The following is a 19,346-nucleotide window of genomic DNA, read 5'->3' on the forward strand; positions in this document are numbered from 1 at the left end:
CATTATGAAAGAGAAAATTCTTGAACATGTAGAAAAAAATAAAGATGAAATTATTGAAACTTCAAAACGTTTTATATCTATAAATTCCGTAAATCCCCGTGCAGGTGGCCCCGGGGAAAAAGAAGTTGCTGAATGGCTTGAATCATATTTAAAAACAATGAAATTTGATGAAATAAAACGTTATGACGCACCAGATGATATTGTGGAATATGGTTTCAGACCTAATATTGTAGCTATTTATAAGGGAACTTCACCAGAAAGAACTATATGGTTTATTACACATATGGATAAAGTGCCTGAAGGGGATCTTTCATTGTGGGATCATGATCCATTTGATCCAGTAATTAAAGATGGAAAAATATACGGAAGAGGTGCAGAAGATAACGGAAGCTCACTTGTTGCAACTCTTCACGGTTTAAAAACATTAATGGATTTAAATATTAGACCTAAAAACAATATTGCTCTTGTTTTTGTTTCAGATGAAGAAACAGGTAGCGATTATGGTATAAAATATCTTGTCAAACAGGGAATTTTTGATAAAAATGACTGGTATTACGTACCCGATTCAGGTAATCCTGAAGGTTCTTTTATAGAAATTGCAGAAAAATCCATATTATGGTTAAAAATAGTTACAGAAGGAAAACAGGCTCATGCTTCTGCACCAACTGTTGCTAAAAACGCTCATAGAGCTGCAATATACTTTGCAAAAGAATTAGATGAATTTTTACATGAAAAATATGTCGCAAAAGATCCTTTATTTAATATTCCGTTTTCAACATTTGAACCTACCAAAAAAGAACATAATGTGGATAATATAAATACTATTCCAGGAACAGATATAATGTATTTTGATTGCAGAATTTTACCTCAATACGATTTAAATGAAATACTTGCAGATGTGGAAAATATAAAGAAAAAATACGAAGAAAAATTCGGTGTAAAGATTCATATTGAAACACCACAAATGGAAAAGGCTCCTGATCCAACTCCAGCGGATCATCCATCTGTATTGAAATTAAAAGAAGCTATTAAAGAATTAAGAAATATTGATGCAACAGTTGGCGGAATCGGTGGCGGAACATGTGCTGCCATTTTAAGAGAAGCAGGATTACCTGCTCTTGTATGGGGAACCATGGATCACACTGCACATCAACCAAATGAATATATAAAGATAGAACATCTAATTGCAGATACAAAAATCTATGCATATTTAATGGCAAATTTTTAAACAGGAGGGAATTACAATGGGCGTTTTAGACGGATTAAAACCTGAAAAAGTTTTTAAATTTTTTGAAGAAATAAGTATGATTCCAAGATGTTCTGGTAATGAAAAAGCCATTAGCGATTATCTTGTTAAATTTGCAAAAGAAAGAAATCTTGAATATATTCAGGATGATGCATTAAATGTAATTATAAAAAAACCTGCAACCCCTGGCTATGAAAATGTTCCTGGAGTTATTATACAGGGACATATAGATATGGTATGTGAAAAAACTTCTGATAGTAATCATGATTTCTCAAAGGATCCTTTAAAACTTCAAATAGATGGTGATTTCATAAAAGCTACAAATACCACTTTAGGTGCTGATAATGGAATTGCTGTAGCTTATGCGCTTGCAATACTTGATTCTGACGACATTGAACATCCGTATATTGAAGTGTTGATGACAACTGAAGAAGAAACAGGAATGGGCGGAGCTAATGCTTTAGATCCAGAATTATTAAAAGGAAAGGTATTATTAAATATCGATTCTGAAGAAGAAGGAATCTTTTACGTAAGCTGTGCTGGTGGTTTAAGGGATATAATTACATTACCTATTGAATTTATGGATGCACCATCAGGTTTTAAATCATATGAAATAAAAGTTTTTGGTCTTCAGGGTGGCCATTCAGGAATGGAAATAATAAAACAAAGAGGAAATGCAAATAAACTTCTTGGAAGAGTTTTATATGATTTAAATAAAAAAATAGAAGTTTATGGTATTTCAATTGATGGTGGAGATAAGAGCAATGCCATCCCAAGGGAAGCTACTGCAAAAATTCTTGCAAAAGATAAAACAAAATTAATTGAAATTATAGATTATTGGAAAAATGTATTTAAAAATGAATTTTCTATTACAGATCCTGATGTTGAATTATCTGTAAATGAAATTGAGCATTATAATAAAGTTATGACAAAAGATTCGTTTGAGAAAGCTATAAATATTTTAATGCTTGTTCATGACGGAATTCAAACAATGAGTAAAGCAATAGAAGGTCTTGTAGAAAGCTCAAGTAATCTTGGCGTTGTTAAAACTTTTGATAATAGAATTGAATTTACAAGCGCCACAAGAAGTTCTGTTGAGACATTAAGAGATCTTATTCATAATAAAGCTGAAATTATAGCAAAGTTAAATGGCGCTAAAATTACAACAAATGCTCCATATCCTGCATGGGAATATAAAAAAGATTCTAAAATTAGAGAATTAATGAAAAAGGTTTATAAAGATATGTACGGAAAAGAACCGGAAATAACAGCTATTCATGCTGGACTTGAATGTGGTATTTTATCCGGAAAAATGAAAGATGTGGACATGATTTCATTTGGACCAAATATTTATGGTGCTCATACACCTGAAGAAAAATTGAGTATTTCTTCAACACAAAGGGTATGGGAATTTCTTCTTAACGTATTAAAAGAAATGAAAAATTATTGAAAAACCCCCGTCTAACGGGGGTTTTCTTTATCAAAGACTATTTATAACTCTTTTAGATATTTCGTTATGTTTTTCTATAATTTTCGGAAGTTCTTCATCTAATATTTCTCCATCTTTTATTCTAATTTTACCATTGATTACTGAAAGATCTACCTGTTTTCCATCACACATTAACACTGCACCAAGTGGATCATCAAGGCCTCCTGCAAACTCAAGTCTATTAAGGTTAAAACCTATAAAGTCGGCAGCTTTTCCGATTTCAAGACTTCCTATATAATCATCCATTCTTAACACTCTTGCTCCGCCCATTGTTCCCATCTTTAACGCTTCTCTTACTGTTAAAGCATCCGCACCATATTTTACTCTTTGAAGCAACAATGCATTTCTAACCTCTGCTATCATATTATTTGTATCATTACTTGCGCTTCCGTCTACTGCAATCCCTATGCGTATTTTATCTTTCATTTCTGTAACTGGTGCAATACCTGAGCCCAATCTCATATTTGATGATGGACAATGAGCCATTCCAACATCATTTTTTGCCAATTTATCTATATCGCTTTCGTTTAACCATACAAGATGTGCAAACCATGCTCTTGGATTTAACCATCCAAGTTCTTCCATGTAATCTACTGGTCTTTTACCAAAACGTTCTATACAATAATTCTCTTCATCAAGTGTTTCTGCAACATGTGTATGGATTAATACGTCATATTCATCGGCAATTTTTACTGTTTCTCTCATTAAATCTGCTGTTACTGAAAATGGAGAACATGGAGCAAGTGCTACTCGTAACATTGAGTATTTTGATGAATCATGATATTTTTCTATTACCCTAATGCTTTCTTTTATGATTTCTTTTTCTGTTTGAACAACACTATCAGGTGGCAGTCCACCATCTTTTTTACTCATTGACATACTTCCTCTTGTAGGATGGAACCTAATACCAGTTTTTATAGCCCCTTCCACTTCAGCATCAAATGCCTCATTTAATCCATATGGATAAAGATATAAATGGTCTGTAGTGGTTGTTACACCTGTTTTCATCATTTCATAATTACCAATTATTGAGCTGATGTAGAATCCTTCTCTATCTATATTTTTCCAGCGTTCATATAAAAATACAAGCCAGTCAAAAAGTTTTGCATTTTGTGCTCCTTTTACATTTCTTGTTAATGTTTGATATAAGTGATGATGCGTATTTACAAAACCTGGCATTATAAGCATATCTTTACAATCAATAATTTCATCAACTTCCTCATCGAAGTTCCCGCTACCTATATCTTTTATCACATTATCTTCAACAAGAATATAGGCGTTTTCAATTTCAGTATCTTTATTATCAAAAGTGGCAAGATATGAAATATTTTTGAATAACTTTCTCATTCGTCAAGCCACACCTTTCTTAAAGTTGCTTTATGTTCTTCCCTATATTGTTCAAGCATTTTATCCATTTCTTTTACTTTTCTCTGATGTTCTTCCCAATATGCCTGTTCCTTTTGTGCATTTAATTCTTCAAGCGTTTTTCCCTGTTGTTCTATCCATGTATAGTATTTTAGATTATGCCATCTTTCTCTGTTATACTTGTCTCCTTCGAAGATACCTGATGTTTCCTGATAAAGGAATATTCTTTCCACTCTTGATTTTGCCTCAGCTCTATCCAATTTTCCATATGTTTTTGTCATCTGTTCCATAACTGAATGATATCTATCTATATTATCTGTTGCAACAACAAAAATATTATCATCTGATTTTAAATTATAGAATTTAGCCATTTTTATTGCACCGATAACATTAGCAACACCTGATATACCAAATTTATCTGAAATATATTCAACCATTTCTGGATCTACAAATTCCTTAAGGAATTTTTTACCCTCTTCGTCTGTTAATACCTGAAGCATCTTTTTACTGTCTATATCATCAACAAGTACAACAGCATCATTATTCATTACATTATGAATCCATGTAACGTGTTTATCCCCAATTCCCTGAATATCATGCCCGCCGTATCCATTTAATGAAATTGTTGGACATTGTACTGGCTCCATAGCTACAACCTTAACTTCAGGAAATTCCTGTTTTACTCTATCTCCACTGGCAATTGTTCCCGCAGAACCTACTCCCAATACAATTGCTGCAATTCTTTCATTACCTATATGATATCTTCTAACTGTTTCTATCATTGTATTACCTGTTACATAGTAATGAAATCTGTAGTTCCCAAATGCTTCAAACTGGTTCAATATTCTAATATGTTCTGGATCCTGTTCGTATAGTTCTTTGGATTTATCATATATCTCTTTAACGTTTGATTCACAACCTGGTGTTGGAATAACGTCTGAACCATACTTTCTAATAATATCAAATCTTTCCTGACTCATTTCTTCAGGCAATAATACAAGAGAATCATAGTTCATTCTTGAACTTACAAATGCTCCACCTATTCCATAATTTCCTGTTGATGGCCATACCAATTTATGTATTGATGGATCAACTTCATGTGTAATTGTTTTTTCCATCAATACAGAATATGTTGCTCCAACCTTATGACTTCCTGATGGAAAATCTTTTGCATATAGCACTATAATATTTGCTTCAACACCTGTTAATTCTTTTGGCATAACAAAATATCTAATTTCATTGTTTTCATCCTTCCAGGATATATTAAAAAGATTAATTGGATGAAGCGGATCCTTTTCTTTCATTTCAATAGCTCTCTGTCTAATCTCTGGATCGATTTTTTCTGGATGTAGCATTTCTTCATATGTAGGTCCTACTATAGGCACTTTTTTCATACTATTACCCCCCTGAGTTTTATATTATATCTTCCATAGATATTGGAATTTTTGTTATTTTTTTACCTGTTGCATGCGCAACCGCATTTGCTATTGAAGGTGGTGCTGTCATCAATGAAGGCTCTCCTATACCTTTAGCCCCAAACGGCCCATATGGAAATTCTTCTTCTACAACATCAGCAACAATTTCAGGTATATCCTTTATTGTTGGAATTATATAATTATTAAAGTTATCTGTTATAATTTTTCCTTCTTTTTGCTTTATTTCTTCCATAATAGCATGCCCCATACCCTGAACAGCTCCGCCTTGAATCTGTCCAATTACTCCGTCATAATTTATTGCTTTTCCTATATCGTGGGAAATCCACATCTTTTTTACATCAATCTTTCCTGTTAATGTATCAACTTCAACAAGGGATAATTGTGTAGAATACGTATAAGTAACATATGCCTCGCCAACTCCATTTTCCATATCAAAATGAAGTTTAGGTGACTTAAACCAGCCCGATTCATTGAGCTTTACATTGGCATCATTGGCCATTTTAGCAATTTCATCAAAGGTAAAGTTTTTATCCTTTATTTTATAATACCCAAGATTAATTTCTATATCAGATTTTTCAACATCAAATTTATCAGATAAAAACTCAAGTATGTTGTTTTTAATCTTTTCTGCAGCATCTTTTGCTGCATTACCACTAAATATTGTTGTTCTTGAAGCAACTGTTGGACCACTATCCTGAACAATAAATGTATCTGTCTGCAATACTTTTATTTTTTCAAGTTTTTGCCCTAATATCTCAGAAACAATCATTGATATTGCCGTTTTAGAACCCTGACCAATTTCAGTACCCCCAAACATTATGTTTATTGTTCCGTCTGGAAATACATGAACTTCTGAATTTGATGCATCAAGATGTTGCCCGCCAGCACCAAGACTAACCCCGTATATAATATGAGACCATCCCAACCCACGTTTTTTTATTTTATTTGTTTTATTAAATTCTTCAACTTCCTTTTTTAGCTCTTCATAATTTGATAGTTTTTTAATATTTTCCAGTGTTTTTTTAGCTCCAACAGAAAATTCTAATTTATGACCTGTTGATGTTTCCGCACCAACTTCAAGAGCATTTTTATAACGTATTTCCCACGGATCTATATTTAATTTTTCCGCTGCTTCATCCATTACTCTTTCTATAGCAAATAATACCTGTGGTGAACCAAATCCTCTAAATGCACCACATGGAACTTTATTTGTATATACACCATAAACATCTACATGTACATTTGGAACTTTGTATGCTCCAGCTGCATGTGTAAGCGTTCGATACATTACTATTGGCGATAATGTTGAATATGCTCCCATATCAAGATAAGATTCAACCTTTACTCCAAGTAAAGTTCCATCTTTCTTAAACGCTACTTTATAATGAGATTTTGATGGATGTCTTTTACTTGTTTCTTTTATATCGTGTTCTCTGGAATATATTAACTTCACAGGCCTTTTTGTTAAATATGAAAGCAAAGCTGCCTTCGAAGCAATATATGATGGAACATCTTCTTTTCCACCAAAACCGCCGCCAGTTTCCATTTGAATTACATCTACTTTATTAAATGGAATGTCGAGTATTTCAGAAACGTCTTCCTGAACATAGAAAGGACATTGCATCGAGGCATATATTTTCATTATTTCACCATCATAATATGCTACCGCTCCCTGTGTTTCAAGATATGCCTGTTCCTGATAATCTGTTCTGAATTCTCTTTCAATTACAAGATCAGCATTTTCAAATGCTTTATCTATTTCTCCACGTCTTATTTTCTTATGAAATGCTATATTGGATTCAGGATCATGTACTTTTATTTCATCTTTTATGGATTCTTCTATAGTAAGTACCGGCTGTAATTCTTCAATTTCAAACTTTACTTTTTTAATAGCTTCTTCTACAGCTTCTTTTGTCTCACCTGCAATTAATGCAATAGCATCATGTTCAAAACGTATTTTCTCCCCAACAGGAACCAAAAACCACATATCCTTTATTAAAACTCCAAATTTGTTTGTTCCCGGTACATCTTTATATGTTGCCACTTTTATTATCCCGGAAACGTTTTCAGCCTCAGATATATCAATACTTTTTAAGATACCATGAGGAACATTTGAATAAACAACACCTGCATAAATCATTCTATCTAAATATAAATCAGGTGTATATTTGGCTTCGCCATATGCTTTTTCATGAGCTTCTATTCTTTTCGCAACCTTTCCAACTATTTTCATATATTATCCCCCCGAAATACTATTGAATTATTTTTTAACTCTAGATTAAATTTTACCTTATTTTAGGCTTATTTTAATAACTCGTTTTAAAAAGAAAAAGTTTCTTTTTTAAACTTAAATAAACATAACGTCGTTAAATCCGTTTTATTCGAGAATATAGAAAAATATTCTTTTTATTATATTGATTTGTCCAGGATAAAAATATTATAATATAAAAGTTTCTAAAATATCGATTATAAAAGAAAAACAACCCCTTACAACGGGGTTGTTTTTCTTTATTGGATTCTCAATAGCTTTTTTACAAAAGTTAGATTTTCATCATTTAAAAATGGATTACCAGGAAATATCACAAAATTTTTATTTAATACAAAACCTCTTTCTTTATTTTTATATAAAATTCTCCATGCTTCATTATAATAAATATAATTAACCTTTATATTTTCTATTTTTTCATCAGTTACAGTAAAACGAGATGGAATTAATGAAAGAACATATTTATTCTTTTCATCAAGAATAATACCTATTCGTTTCTTTTTAGCGATTTCTAACAATCTTTTCAATATTTCTTCGCTATTTATACTTTTAGCGTTTATAATTATTGCTTTCGATGTATCGTTAATCTCGTTTATTACTTTATATGAATTTTCTAACTTACTTATCTCGACATTTATTACAGAAATTGTATCTTGATTTAATAAATTTACCTCCTTGCTGTACCATAATAAATTATTTATATAGATCTCCATTTTTGCGTTTGATATATCAGGTGTTTTAAAAGACAATGGAATCAAAGATTTTTCATATGGTTTCAAAATTAAATCTTTTTCAAAAACTATATTATCATTAATTTTTATTTTTACCGGAGAATTTTCTACATTATTTCCTGTATTATAAAAATAAAGATTCAATGTATTTTCCGAATTTCTATATAATTTTATATCAGGAACATTGAAAATTCTAATTCTATTTTCTGGTTCGTACCATATTGGCGATGATACTATTTCATCACCATCCATCTGTTTAAAGTATACAAAAAGCCAGAAATATGGTGAGGTTACCTTTATTTTTACAACTTCATTAATCTTATTTCCATTAGGTGATAACTCATAAATTTTATCTGGAGTATATACCTTTAATTCTGAAAGAGAATTTTCATCTTCATATTCAATTTTCAAGGATATTTCCCCGGGCATTTTATCATAATAATATATATCTCCCATTTCAGCATTATCTGTTTCTACCCATATTTTTGCATTCTTATCTTCAGTTCCATATGTTTTCCTATTCCACATTGCTTTTAATAAACCGTCTTTACTTCTGGATAATACCCATACTCCTGTTCTTGAATCATTAGCAGTTCCCCAATTTGCTTTATGATTGTCCTGTCCAATTGTAGCGCCAAGATGCCAGCCTTTTTTCAAGGCTACAATATAATTTGAAAACATTTCAGGTGTAATTGTATCGTTTTTTGACCAATTTCCATTTCCAACTTCAACAAGATTTAAATAATTATCTGCTTCAGGATAATATTCAAAATTTTTAAATGTACCAAACATCGATATTGGGTGATTAAATTGGGCCAAAGCTTTTTCATTTATTAGCCACTTATAAAATTCTTCTATTGTGGTATCAATATTTCTACTTGTCCACTCTTTTGACCCATATACATTAATATGCCCACTACCAGCAGTCCACTCAAATCCAGCAAGTGCAATAAAATTTTTTGTCGTATTTTCTTTTGCCATTCTTTTCATTACTAAAAATTTATCTTCACCATTATATAATGCTTCAAAATAATAAGCATGGTCTGTAACAGCATGAAAATCAAGTTTGGCAATATCTCTTGCATATTTATATGCATCTGCTGGTGTAGTGTTTACTGCACCATCAGAAAATGCAGTATGCGAATGTGGATTACCAAAAAGTAATATATATTTTTGTGGAAAAGAAAACAAAGATACTATCATTAAAATGAAAATAAACAAAAACAGTTTTTTCAATTATCTCACCCTTTCCTTAAATTAGTTAGTTTTAATAACATTGTATTATATCATAATTTAAATACCTTTTTTAAAATAAAATACCTTTACTTTTTTAGATTAAAAAATTGTGCTATAATTATAATGTAGGGGAAGGAGGGATCTTTATGGATTTCAAAAAAGCCAGTGAAGTTTCAAAAGGAATAATTGTCGATCTTGTAAATAAAACTTTTGCAGATTATGAAGTACCTGTCAATTGGACATTAACCTCATTTGAGCTTGATATAAGAGAAAATTCAATTTCTCTTGATGACTCTTATATAGTATTTGAAGACGAAAAACCCATTGGATTTTCATTGGTTTCAATTAGAGGAGCGAGGGGAAGAATCGATGCTTTTGGTTTTTTAAAGGAATACAGATTAAAAGGCTACGGTTCTGAGCTATTATACTATACACTTGAAAAAATGAAATGGAAAGGCATTTCTAAAGTTACACTTGAGGTTGTAGATACTGAAACAAGCGCAAAAAAGTTTTATGCTAAACATGGTTTTAAAGAAAAACGCGTTTTGGAAAGCTTCATACGTTATTTAGAAAAAACTGATGAGATTAAATTTGGATATTCTATTGTTGATCATAAATGGATTCATGATAGGGCAGTTGAAGCTTTGCATTATATTGGAAGAAAACCAAATTGGCAAAGAGAGCCTAAAACTTTAGATCTTTCCTATGATAGATACCAAATGGAAAAAATCACTTCAAAAGGCTTTTCAATTGGTTATGTTGTTTGGGGAATGACATCAAAAGGGGCGTTTATTGTAGATGTTGCACCTTTGGTTGATGAAACAAAATATGAGGATATTGTAAAAGACCTTTTAAATAGATTCGCTGATTTAAAATTCAAAGACGTAACTATGGTATCTCTTCCAGAAGATGATCCTTTAAACAAAATACTAAAAAAATTCAACTTCAATGTATTTTTAAAACAGGTAGAAATGGAAAAAAGAATACATTAAAAAAATGCTCTGGTTTTAACCAGAGCATTTTTTTATTATTATACTGGATATATACTTTCATCTTCAACAAAATCTTCTGTTTCTTCAACAAGTTCGAAATCAACCTGTATTTCTTTTTCATATTTGTCTTTTAGATATTTTTTCCCTACTTCACCAAATAGGATATATGTCAATAAATCTTCATCTGTTTCAGCTAAAACACATATTTCATTTCTTGCTTTTTCTATTTCAGGTTTTAATAAATCTGCTGGTCTGCAGTCTATTGGTTTTTCGTTTCCAAGTGCTTTCTTTAAAAGTTCTTCATCTACTGGTGCAGGTGGTCTTCCATACATTCCTTTTAGGTAATTTTTAACCTCTTTTGTAATTGACTTATATCGTTCTTTATACATAACATTTAAAACTGCCTGAACACCAACTATTTGACTTGTAGGAGTTACAAGTGGTGGATATCCAAGATCTTTTCGCACTCTTGGAACTTCTTCTAATACTTCATCTAATAAATGCAACATTTTTTGAGCTTTTAATTGGGATACAAGGTTTGAAAACATTCCGCCTGGAATTTGTGCCTTTAATATTCTTGAGTCAATTGATACCATTCGCATATCGTCTTCTATATGATTTTCCCTTACTTTCCAGAAATAATGCGCGAGATCATAAAGTTTATCGGAATCAAGCGGTTCTCCTAATGCAAAGTTAAATGGTTCAACTGCCGGTTGAGAACTTGCATTTGCAAATGGGCTTAATGCTGTATCTATTAAATCAACGCCAGCATCAATTGCTGCTTGATATGCAATAGAAGCCATACCTGCCGTATTATGAGAATGCAATTCTATTGGTACATTGTATTTTCTCTTTAATTCTTTTACTAAATCATACGCCATTTTAGGAGTTAATAATCCAGCCATATCTTTTATAACTATTGAATCAACACCGTGATCTATTAATTCTTTTGCATAGTTTAAATAAAATTCAAGATTATGAACAGGACTTATTGTATAAGATATTGCACCCTGAACATGTATATTCCTCTTTTTAGCAACTTCTATACTCTTTTTTAAGTTTCTTATATCATTTAAAGCATCAAATACTCTTATTATGTCCATACCATAATCCGCTACTTTGTTTATAAATAATTCAACTACATCATCAGCATAATTTCTATATCCAACAATATTTTGTCCTCTTAATAACATCTGTATTTGCGTGTTTTTTAACTTTTTTCTTATTGTTTTTAGTCTTTCCCATGGATCTTCGTTTAGATATCTTATACATGAGTCGTATGTTGCACCGCCCCATACCTCCATTGAATGAAAACCTACTGTATCAAAATCTTTTAAAACAGGCTCAAATTCAGAGGTTTTCATTCGAGTCGCAATTATTGATTGCTGGCCGTCACGTAATGTGGTATCAACAAATTTTGTCATAGTTTCACCTCCACTATAAATTAAAACATTATTTTTTTAAAAAAGGGTTAAGAATATAAGAATTTAGTTTGGTAGGAAAATTATTATTCTAATGGAAAAATATAATGATAGAATTTTCAATAATTTAAAAAGGTGTATAATGAATATGTAGGTGATTTTATGCGTATTAATGTTAATAATTATTATTCTCCTACTGAATTTAAAGAGAAATATCTTGAGAGTAAGTTAAGAAAAATCCTTATTGAAGCTATAAACAATAAGGATAATGCTTTGTTGTTTAAACTTGGAAAAATCAGTTCAATGATAAAAATAGGTAATATTTCAGAAGCCGAAAAAGAATTGGAACGCATAGACAGAAATATCAATGAGCAGGGTATAAAATCTCAAAAAAATAAAAAGGGTATTTCCAATTCAAATGAGCATGTTGTTAATAGGAATATTAATAATAAAATATCAAAAAATAATTTTCCAGAAACTTCGGAATCTGTTGTTTATCTTCAGGATGATTCGCCTGATTCAGCTGTTTCATTTCAATATCCAACACCGGTTAGTGAAAATGCTTCTTTTTTATTTATAAAATCTCATGAATCAGAACATGCACGAGAAATTATTAAGGAAGCTATGTTTAAAGGAAAGATGGCTCAGGTGTATGTTCGCTATTTTACTTCATATGATCCAAATGGACATCTGGTTTATACCGGTGGTGTAACCTGGGGAAAAATTCTTGATTCTAAAGCATAAAATTTTTATATAGGAGGAAAAAAGTGAGAAGTGAATTTTTTCAAAATGTTTTTGGTGAAAACAGTGAGATATTAAAAAAGTACGGTCGTACTCTTAAAATCAAAAAAAATCACGTTTTACATTCACCAAATGAAAAATTAGAACAAATTAGTATTATATTATCCGGTAAATTGAAAGTTGTAAAATATGCTCCAGACGGTAATGAACAGGTTTTAAAATACTTGAAAGAGAATGAAAGTTTTGGTGAGGGACTAATTTTTTCTGATGAAAATTATCCTTCATATATTGTTGCGGAAAAGGATTCTGAAGTCTTTGAAATATCAAAAGAAGGTGTTTTGAAGTTATTTAAAGAAAATGAGACTTTTCTTATATTGTATTTAAATGAAATCTCCAAGAAATTATTAAATCTTTCTAATATTGTGGATATTCTAATTATAAAATCAATAAAGGAGCGTTTAATTCGATATTTCCTATTATTACATAAACAGCAAAAATCTGATATTATTTATTTTAAATCAAAGCAGCAAATAGCAAATGATATCGGCAGTGTTCGTGAAGTGGTATCAAAAAAGATAAAAGAATTAGAAAATGAAGGTTATATTAAAATTATTGATAGAAATCATGTCAAGTTGTTGAATATTAAATCTCTAAAATAAAACCGTGTTTAAAATCACGGTTTTATTTTTTTATATTGTCTATAATAGGGTATGAATAAAAAAAACAAAGAAGTAGGAGGTTGATACAGTGAATACCATTGTATTATATGGAATAGCCGTTTCATTTTTAGGTTGGTCTATTTTTAAGAGTAAAGATAAAACAAAGGAAAGTTTAGTATTATCAAAAAATTTGTTGGTAAAAACTTTTATTGAAATTATTGGAGTTATGGCTTTAGTAGGTTTAGTATTGGCTATATTGCCACCGGAATTAATTAAACAGTTATTGGGAAATTCAAACGAGTTTTTAAGCACAATATATGGTGCAGTTATAGGTGCTTTAACTATAATACCAGCATTTATTGCATTCCCGCTTTCTAAATCTCTCTACCAAAGTGGAGCAAATTTAACAGCAATTGCAGCATTTATCACAACATTAACTATGGTTGGATTCGCTACTATGCCAATTGAAATTAAATATTTTGGAAAGAAATTTACATTGCATAGATTATGGCTTAGTTTTGTTGCTGCTATATTAATTGCTACAGGAATGGCGGTGATATTATGAAGAAGATATTGGATTTAATTAAAAATAATAAATTAATCTTTGTAAGTATCGTTTTGTATGGAATTGCATTTTTTGTAAAACCAGAAATTTTCTTTAAAGGGTTAGAAATGACAAAAGGATTTCTAATTGAAATGGTTGAGGTTATGCCACCTATTCTTATAATCTCCTCATTGATTACTGTATGGGTACCATCAGAAGTTATAATGAGACATTTCGGTGAAGAATCTGGATTTAAAGGAAAGTTGTTATCAATGTTTACAGGTGCAATTTCAGCCGGTCCTATATATGCAGCATTTCCAGTTGCACAGGCTTTATTCTTAAAAGGAGCAAGTATTGCTAATTTAGTTATAATTATTAGTTCATGGGCAGTAGTTAAGGTTGTTATGTTCATGGTTGAATCAAGCTTCCTTGGATTGCCTTTCGCTTTAACAAGATATGCTTTAACAATTCCTGCAATATTTATTATGGGATATATAATGGAAAAACTTGTAAAACGTGAAGATATATTAAATGAAATTGAAAATACAGAAATTGTATATAGGAATGAAAAAGAAGTATTAAATGATTTACCAAATATGAATTGTGGTGCTTGTGGTTATGCAAATTGTAAGTTATTTGCAGAGGGAGTTATAAAAGGCGAAGTTACAATAGATGATTGTGTAATTAGAGCAAAAATGCGTAAATCCGCTTAATTAATAACATAAAAATAAAAGGCCCTTCGCGGGCCTCCTTTTATTTTATACCTGACATTCTGTACAAATACCATAAATCTTTAATTCAAAATCTTTGATTTCAATATCTTTTTTAGGTAAAAGATTTTTTATTGCTTCTTTACTTACTTCCATTTTTACTGCTTTCCCACAATTTTCACATATGAAAATTGCATTTACTTCATCTGTTACATCATCAATTAATTCATACCTAACAACACCATCATCAAAATCTATTTTTCTTATTATTCCAAGTTCTTCCAAAAGTTCTATTCCACGTTTTATAGTCATTTTACTGGTTTTGTGATTTTTTCTTCTTCTAATTTGCATATACACATCATCAAGACTCATTAATTTTCCATTGGATTCGAGAAAAACCTTAAGAATTAATTCCCTTTGGGCTGTCATTCTTTGTTTTTTTTCTCTGAGAACTTTTTTAAGCATTTGTTGGGACATAGTATTAAATCCGCCTCCTCATTCTTTAGTTCGACTAAATTTTACATCAGAAAGAAAAATATTTCATTTAAACACTATTAAAATTGTGTGCATTTTTAATTAAATTATACAGTATGTATATCTATTTTCCAGCCTGTTATTTTAGCGGCAGCACGAGCATTTTGCCCACCCTTACCTATAGCAAGAGATAATTGATTTTCCGGAACATGCACTAATGCAAATTTTTCTTTTTTGTCTAATTTTATTTCTACTACCTGAGCTGGTGCAAGTGCATTTCTTATTAGTTCTTCAATATCATCAGACCATTTTATTACGTCTATTTTTTCAAGATTTTTTAAATCTTCCAATATTTGCGCAATTCTCATGCCATTTTCTCCAATACATGCCCCAATAGCATCAACTTTAGGATCTTCTGAATATACTGCAACCTTACTTCTAACTCCTGGTTCTCTATATATTTTTTTTATTTTTACTATTCCATCTTCTATCTCTGGGATATTCATTTTAAATAACTCTTCTACAAATTCAGGAACACTTCTTGAAACAAGAATTTTTGGACCTTTAGTTGTTTTTTGAACACTTTTTATATAAACTTTTATTATGTCTCCATTGTACATTTTTTCTCCCGGAATCCATTCTTTTGCTGGTAACTTTGTTTCAAGTTTTCCTATTCTAATATCTGCATATTCTGGAGTTACTTTTAACACCTCAGCTGTTGTTATTTTTCCCTCTAATGTAGAATATGTCTGATATAACTTTTCTTTTTCTATTTCCCTTATACTTTGTTTAATTACCTGTTTAGCGGTTTGTGCAGCTATTCTTTTAAATTCTTTTTTAGGGTTTATTTTTTTCTTGATAATATCTCCAATTTGGGCTTTAGAAGATATCTTTTTAGCTTCTTCTAATGTAATTTCTTCTCCTTCATTTTCTACTTCTTCAACAACCTTCAACAGCTGATATATTGTGATTTCCCCATGATTTTTATCAACAATAACCTCCACGTTTTCCATTTCATAATTGTTTTTATATGCCTTTTCTATAGCCTTTTCAATTATTTCAAGTAATACTTCTTTTTTTATTCCCTTTTCTCTTTCTAATTCTGTTAATGCTTCTCTTAATGCAAGATTCATTATAATCACCTCCATTTACAAATCTATTTCTAAGTTTGCTTTTAATACTATATCATACGGGAATTCTATTATTTTACCACCATCTTTTTCTTTTATATAAATAGTTTCGTCATTTATATCTTCAATATATCCCTTTATAGCTGTTCTGTTTTGTACCCTTTCTTTTAGAATTACTTTTACTAACTTCCCTTTAAATCTAATAAAATCCTTTAAACTTCTTAAAGGTCTATCTAATCCCGGAGAACTTACTATTAAATCATATGATGTATCTATAAGATCTTTTTCGTCAAGATATGATTCTATTGTTCTTGAAAATCTTTCACAATCATCAATTCCAACATATCCATCTTCTTTATCAATAATAATTTCAAGCTTTACTTTTTTTCTAATTTTTTTAATCGATACGTCGAAAATTTCTAAATCCATATTCCTGGCAATTTCTTGCGATTCTTTTAAAATCAGGTCTTTTAAATCTTTCATTTTGCACCTCCTTTTATAATAAAACAGAATTCGAGGGCTACTGCCCTCGAACGATTATTTCTATATCTGCAATTGATTATACCATAAAATATAGGTAAAATCAAGTAGTTTAAATTAGTTGATTTTAAATCCGTATACTTCTTTTTCAAATTTAATTATATCTTCTTTATCTGTAATAACCTCTTTGTCAGTTGATATATTTTCTCCAAAAACATCACTTAATATTTTTTTTGCTTTTCTACTTGTATTATGTTCAATTTCAGAAATCATTCTCAATAATTGTCTTCGATTTTTTGTAAAAATATCAAAAACTCCACCTTTTATCATCTGTTCAATTATATTTCTTGTTATGCGTTTTTCCTTTGTTCGCTTTATAAAATCTTCAAAATCCTTATAATTCCCTTTTTCTTTTATATCTTTAGTTAAAACCTCTTCTGCAAATATACCTACTCCTTTTATAACCCTTAAAGGTAAATATAATGCATTATCTTTGCACATACCTTGTGGATAAAGAATACTTGCATTTTTAATTTGAATATTCATATACTTACTTTCTTCAAAAAGAGTTTCTGACAAACCTTTAAACTTTATATATTCCAAAAAGAATTTACATCTTTCTCTTGTTTTTATTTCAGCCAGCCAATAACTAAGATGAGCATATGCAACACTATGTGATTTATTAAACGCATATTCTGCAAATTTTTCTATTTTAGAGTAGAGCTCCTGTGATTCTTTATTTCCAATCTTTTTAGCTGCATTAAAAATAAACTTTTCTTTCAACTTTTTTAATTTTTCTATATCCTTTTTTGACATTGCTTTTCTAAAATCGTCTGACTCTTCTGGGGATAATCCTCCCAATTTTTGTGCAATATACATCACCTGTTCCTGAAAAATAATAACTCCCTTAGTCTCAGGCAAGAGTTTTTTTAGATATTCCCTGGAACTACCCTCAAGATACTCATCAAACATTCCAGAATTCAAAGGTCCCGGTCTATTCATTGCAAGTAAAATTGTTAACTCCATAAAATTTTTAGGCGCTAATTTTCTGGATAGTTTTTTACCCAATCTGGATTCAAGCTGGAATATCCCTTCTGTTAAACCAGCAGAAATTAACTTATATACTTCTTTATCTTCTAAATTTACAAATTTATCTTTAGCATATTTAAAATTAAAACGTTTTAACAGGGCAAGTGTATCTAAAGACAATATATCAAATTTTTCTATACCTGAAAGCTTTAATTCATCCATTTCCCATAATGTAATTGGAATATTGTTTTGCCTATAATCAAGAGGGATTTTTAATCCCATATCTTCTTTTGATAATATCACACCAGCCGCATGTACAGATTCAGCTATTTCCAATCCTTCAAAATAAAATGCAAGAGTATAAAACTTTTTTAATTTTTCATCCATATTAGGATATCTTTTCATATTTTCTAAAGACCTAATTGGAAATTTTAACTTTTGAGACATATCATATCCTAAAATTTCTTTTGCTTTTTTTACAGCGCTTTTTTCTTTCATTCTTACATATGTTCTAACCTGAGCAATACTAAAAATTTCATTTAATTTTTTTATGACATTATCTCTATTTTCAGAATCTATATCCAGATCTATATCTGGCAATTCTTTTCTAGACGGATTAAGAAATCTTTCAAAATATAAATTATATTTTATAGGGTCTATTAGCGTTATTCCCAACATATAAACTATTAGCGAACCAACAGCAGAACCTCTTCCTGGACCAACATATGCCCCTGTATTTCTAGCTGTTTCAACTATTTTTTTTACAGTTAATATATAATCTGAAACTTCCATATCCTTTATAACCAATAATTCTTTTTTTAATCTTTGCATATATTCATCTGGCAATTTTGCCATATAGGGCAATAGCGATTCATATAATCTTTTAAATCCTCCCATTTGAGGCAAATTTACATAAAAATCTTTTACATTATAAGAGAGAGTTGTTGAGTTTATATATTTTAATATATTACTTCCCAAATAATCTTCTATTTTAAGATTTCCTTTTAAACATCCACCAGAAATATTTTCAGAATCCAATAATTCTTTAACCGTCTGTGTGGGGAAAAGTATCTTCTCTTTTATCTCATTTTTTTCAAAATATCTTACATTTATATTTTCTTTTTTTCCGTTGTAAAATTGTATAATTTCCAACAACTCTTTTGAATTTACAGGAAAATAAATTTTTCCCTTCATTTCAAATAAAATATATGGTACTATTTTATATTTTTTAGCTAAATTAATAAATGTTGGCCAGGATTTCGGATGTGATTCGCATAAAATAATTGAATCATATCCAAATCTCTTGGCCATAGGAAAAAGGTCATTTATTTGTATTAGAGATTTACCTATACTTTTTGATGTGACTACAGGTCCTAAAAATTTTTTCAAATAGCTTC

At 30.2% G+C, this 19,346-nt stretch carries 16 protein-coding genes; 7 read left to right on the forward strand and 9 right to left on the reverse strand.

Going from position 1 to position 19,346, the window contains the following annotated elements; genetic code table 11:
- The first annotated feature begins 4 nt into the window (after positions 1 to 4).
- Positions 5 to 1,228, forward strand: a complete 1,224-nt coding sequence (locus LN42_RS05085; RefSeq protein WP_014296440.1) for a M20 family metallo-hydrolase — start codon at positions 5 to 7, stop codon at positions 1,226 to 1,228.
- A 16-nt stretch (positions 1,229 to 1,244) separates the two neighbouring features.
- Positions 1,245 to 2,696: an aminoacyl-histidine dipeptidase gene (locus LN42_RS05090; RefSeq protein WP_075780444.1), complete on the forward strand. Its 1,452-nt coding sequence runs from the start codon at positions 1,245 to 1,247 to the stop codon at positions 2,694 to 2,696.
- A gap of 30 nt (positions 2,697 to 2,726) precedes the next feature.
- Here the strand turns inward: LN42_RS05090 and LN42_RS05095 are convergent, their stop codons facing one another.
- The 4 genes from LN42_RS05095 to LN42_RS05110 all read right to left on the reverse strand — a co-directional run bounded on the left by LN42_RS05095 (position 2,727) and on the right by LN42_RS05110 (position 9,769).
- The gene (locus LN42_RS05095; RefSeq protein ID WP_014296442.1) at positions 2,727 to 4,082 is read right to left on the reverse strand and encodes an 8-oxoguanine deaminase; all 1,356 of its coding nucleotides are present in this window, start codon (positions 4,080 to 4,082) and stop codon (positions 2,727 to 2,729) included.
- On the reverse strand, positions 4,079 to 5,494 hold the full coding sequence (locus LN42_RS05100) for a pyridoxal-phosphate dependent enzyme (RefSeq protein WP_014296443.1): 1,416 nt from the start codon (positions 5,492 to 5,494) through the stop codon (positions 4,079 to 4,081). The genes LN42_RS05095 and LN42_RS05100 overlap by 4 nt, the downstream gene beginning before the upstream one ends.
- A gap of 19 nt (positions 5,495 to 5,513) precedes the next feature.
- Positions 5,514 to 7,769, reverse strand: a complete 2,256-nt coding sequence (locus tag LN42_RS05105) for a xanthine dehydrogenase family protein molybdopterin-binding subunit (protein WP_075780445.1) — start codon at positions 7,767 to 7,769, stop codon at positions 5,514 to 5,516.
- 275 nt (positions 7,770 to 8,044) lie between these two features.
- Positions 8,045 to 9,769 (reverse strand): CehA/McbA family metallohydrolase, encoded by a 1,725-nt coding sequence (locus tag LN42_RS05110; protein WP_075780446.1) that lies wholly within the window; start codon positions 9,767 to 9,769, stop codon positions 8,045 to 8,047.
- A 146-nt stretch (positions 9,770 to 9,915) separates the two neighbouring features.
- On the opposite strand from LN42_RS05110, the gene LN42_RS05115 reads away from it, so the two are divergent.
- Entirely contained in the window at positions 9,916 to 10,761 is an 846-nt protein-coding gene (locus LN42_RS05115; protein ID WP_014296446.1) for a GNAT family N-acetyltransferase, read from the forward strand.
- Positions 10,762 to 10,799: 38 nt separating this feature from the next.
- On the opposite strand, the gene LN42_RS05120 is transcribed toward LN42_RS05115, so the two are convergent.
- Positions 10,800 to 12,185: a pyruvate carboxylase subunit B gene (locus tag LN42_RS05120; protein ID WP_014296447.1), complete on the reverse strand. Its 1,386-nt coding sequence runs from the start codon at positions 12,183 to 12,185 to the stop codon at positions 10,800 to 10,802.
- Between the two features lie 159 nt (positions 12,186 to 12,344).
- Between LN42_RS05120 and LN42_RS05125 the strand changes: the two genes are divergently transcribed.
- From LN42_RS05125 to LN42_RS05140, 4 genes are all read left to right on the forward strand, one after another.
- The gene (locus tag LN42_RS05125) at positions 12,345 to 12,926 is read left to right on the forward strand and encodes a hypothetical protein (RefSeq protein ID WP_014296448.1); all 582 of its coding nucleotides are present in this window, start codon (positions 12,345 to 12,347) and stop codon (positions 12,924 to 12,926) included.
- A gap of 23 nt (positions 12,927 to 12,949) precedes the next feature.
- Positions 12,950 to 13,582, forward strand: a complete 633-nt coding sequence (locus tag LN42_RS05130; RefSeq protein WP_014296449.1) for a Crp/Fnr family transcriptional regulator — start codon at positions 12,950 to 12,952, stop codon at positions 13,580 to 13,582.
- Between the two features lie 88 nt (positions 13,583 to 13,670).
- Positions 13,671 to 14,147, forward strand: coding sequence for a permease (locus tag LN42_RS05135; protein ID WP_014296450.1), 477 nt, complete (start codon positions 13,671 to 13,673; stop codon positions 14,145 to 14,147).
- Positions 14,144 to 14,839, forward strand: coding sequence for a permease (locus LN42_RS05140; protein WP_014296451.1), 696 nt, complete (start codon positions 14,144 to 14,146; stop codon positions 14,837 to 14,839). Before LN42_RS05135 ends, LN42_RS05140 begins: the two co-directional genes overlap by 4 nt.
- A gap of 45 nt (positions 14,840 to 14,884) precedes the next feature.
- On the opposite strand, the gene LN42_RS05145 is transcribed toward LN42_RS05140, so the two are convergent.
- The 4 genes from LN42_RS05145 to dnaE all read right to left on the reverse strand — a co-directional run bounded on the left by LN42_RS05145 (position 14,885) and on the right by dnaE (position 19,338).
- The gene (locus LN42_RS05145) at positions 14,885 to 15,313 is read right to left on the reverse strand and encodes a Fur family transcriptional regulator (protein ID WP_014296452.1); all 429 of its coding nucleotides are present in this window, start codon (positions 15,311 to 15,313) and stop codon (positions 14,885 to 14,887) included.
- A gap of 104 nt (positions 15,314 to 15,417) precedes the next feature.
- A complete protein-coding gene (gene nusA / locus LN42_RS05150; RefSeq protein ID WP_014296453.1) occupies positions 15,418 to 16,443 on the reverse strand; it encodes a transcription termination factor NusA in 1,026 nt (341 codons plus the stop codon).
- A 15-nt stretch (positions 16,444 to 16,458) separates the two neighbouring features.
- Positions 16,459 to 16,923 (reverse strand): ribosome maturation factor RimP, encoded by a 465-nt coding sequence (gene rimP, locus LN42_RS05155; protein WP_014296454.1) that lies wholly within the window; start codon positions 16,921 to 16,923, stop codon positions 16,459 to 16,461.
- Between the two features lie 114 nt (positions 16,924 to 17,037).
- Entirely contained in the window at positions 17,038 to 19,338 is a 2,301-nt protein-coding gene (dnaE, locus tag LN42_RS05160; RefSeq protein WP_075780447.1) for a DNA polymerase III subunit alpha, read from the reverse strand.
- Positions 19,339 to 19,346: the final 8 nt, after the last annotated feature.

It is taken from the genome of Marinitoga sp. 1137 (assembly GCF_001941525.1).
In the GTDB taxonomy this organism is placed as follows: domain Bacteria; phylum Thermotogota; class Thermotogae; order Petrotogales; family Petrotogaceae; genus Marinitoga; species Marinitoga piezophila.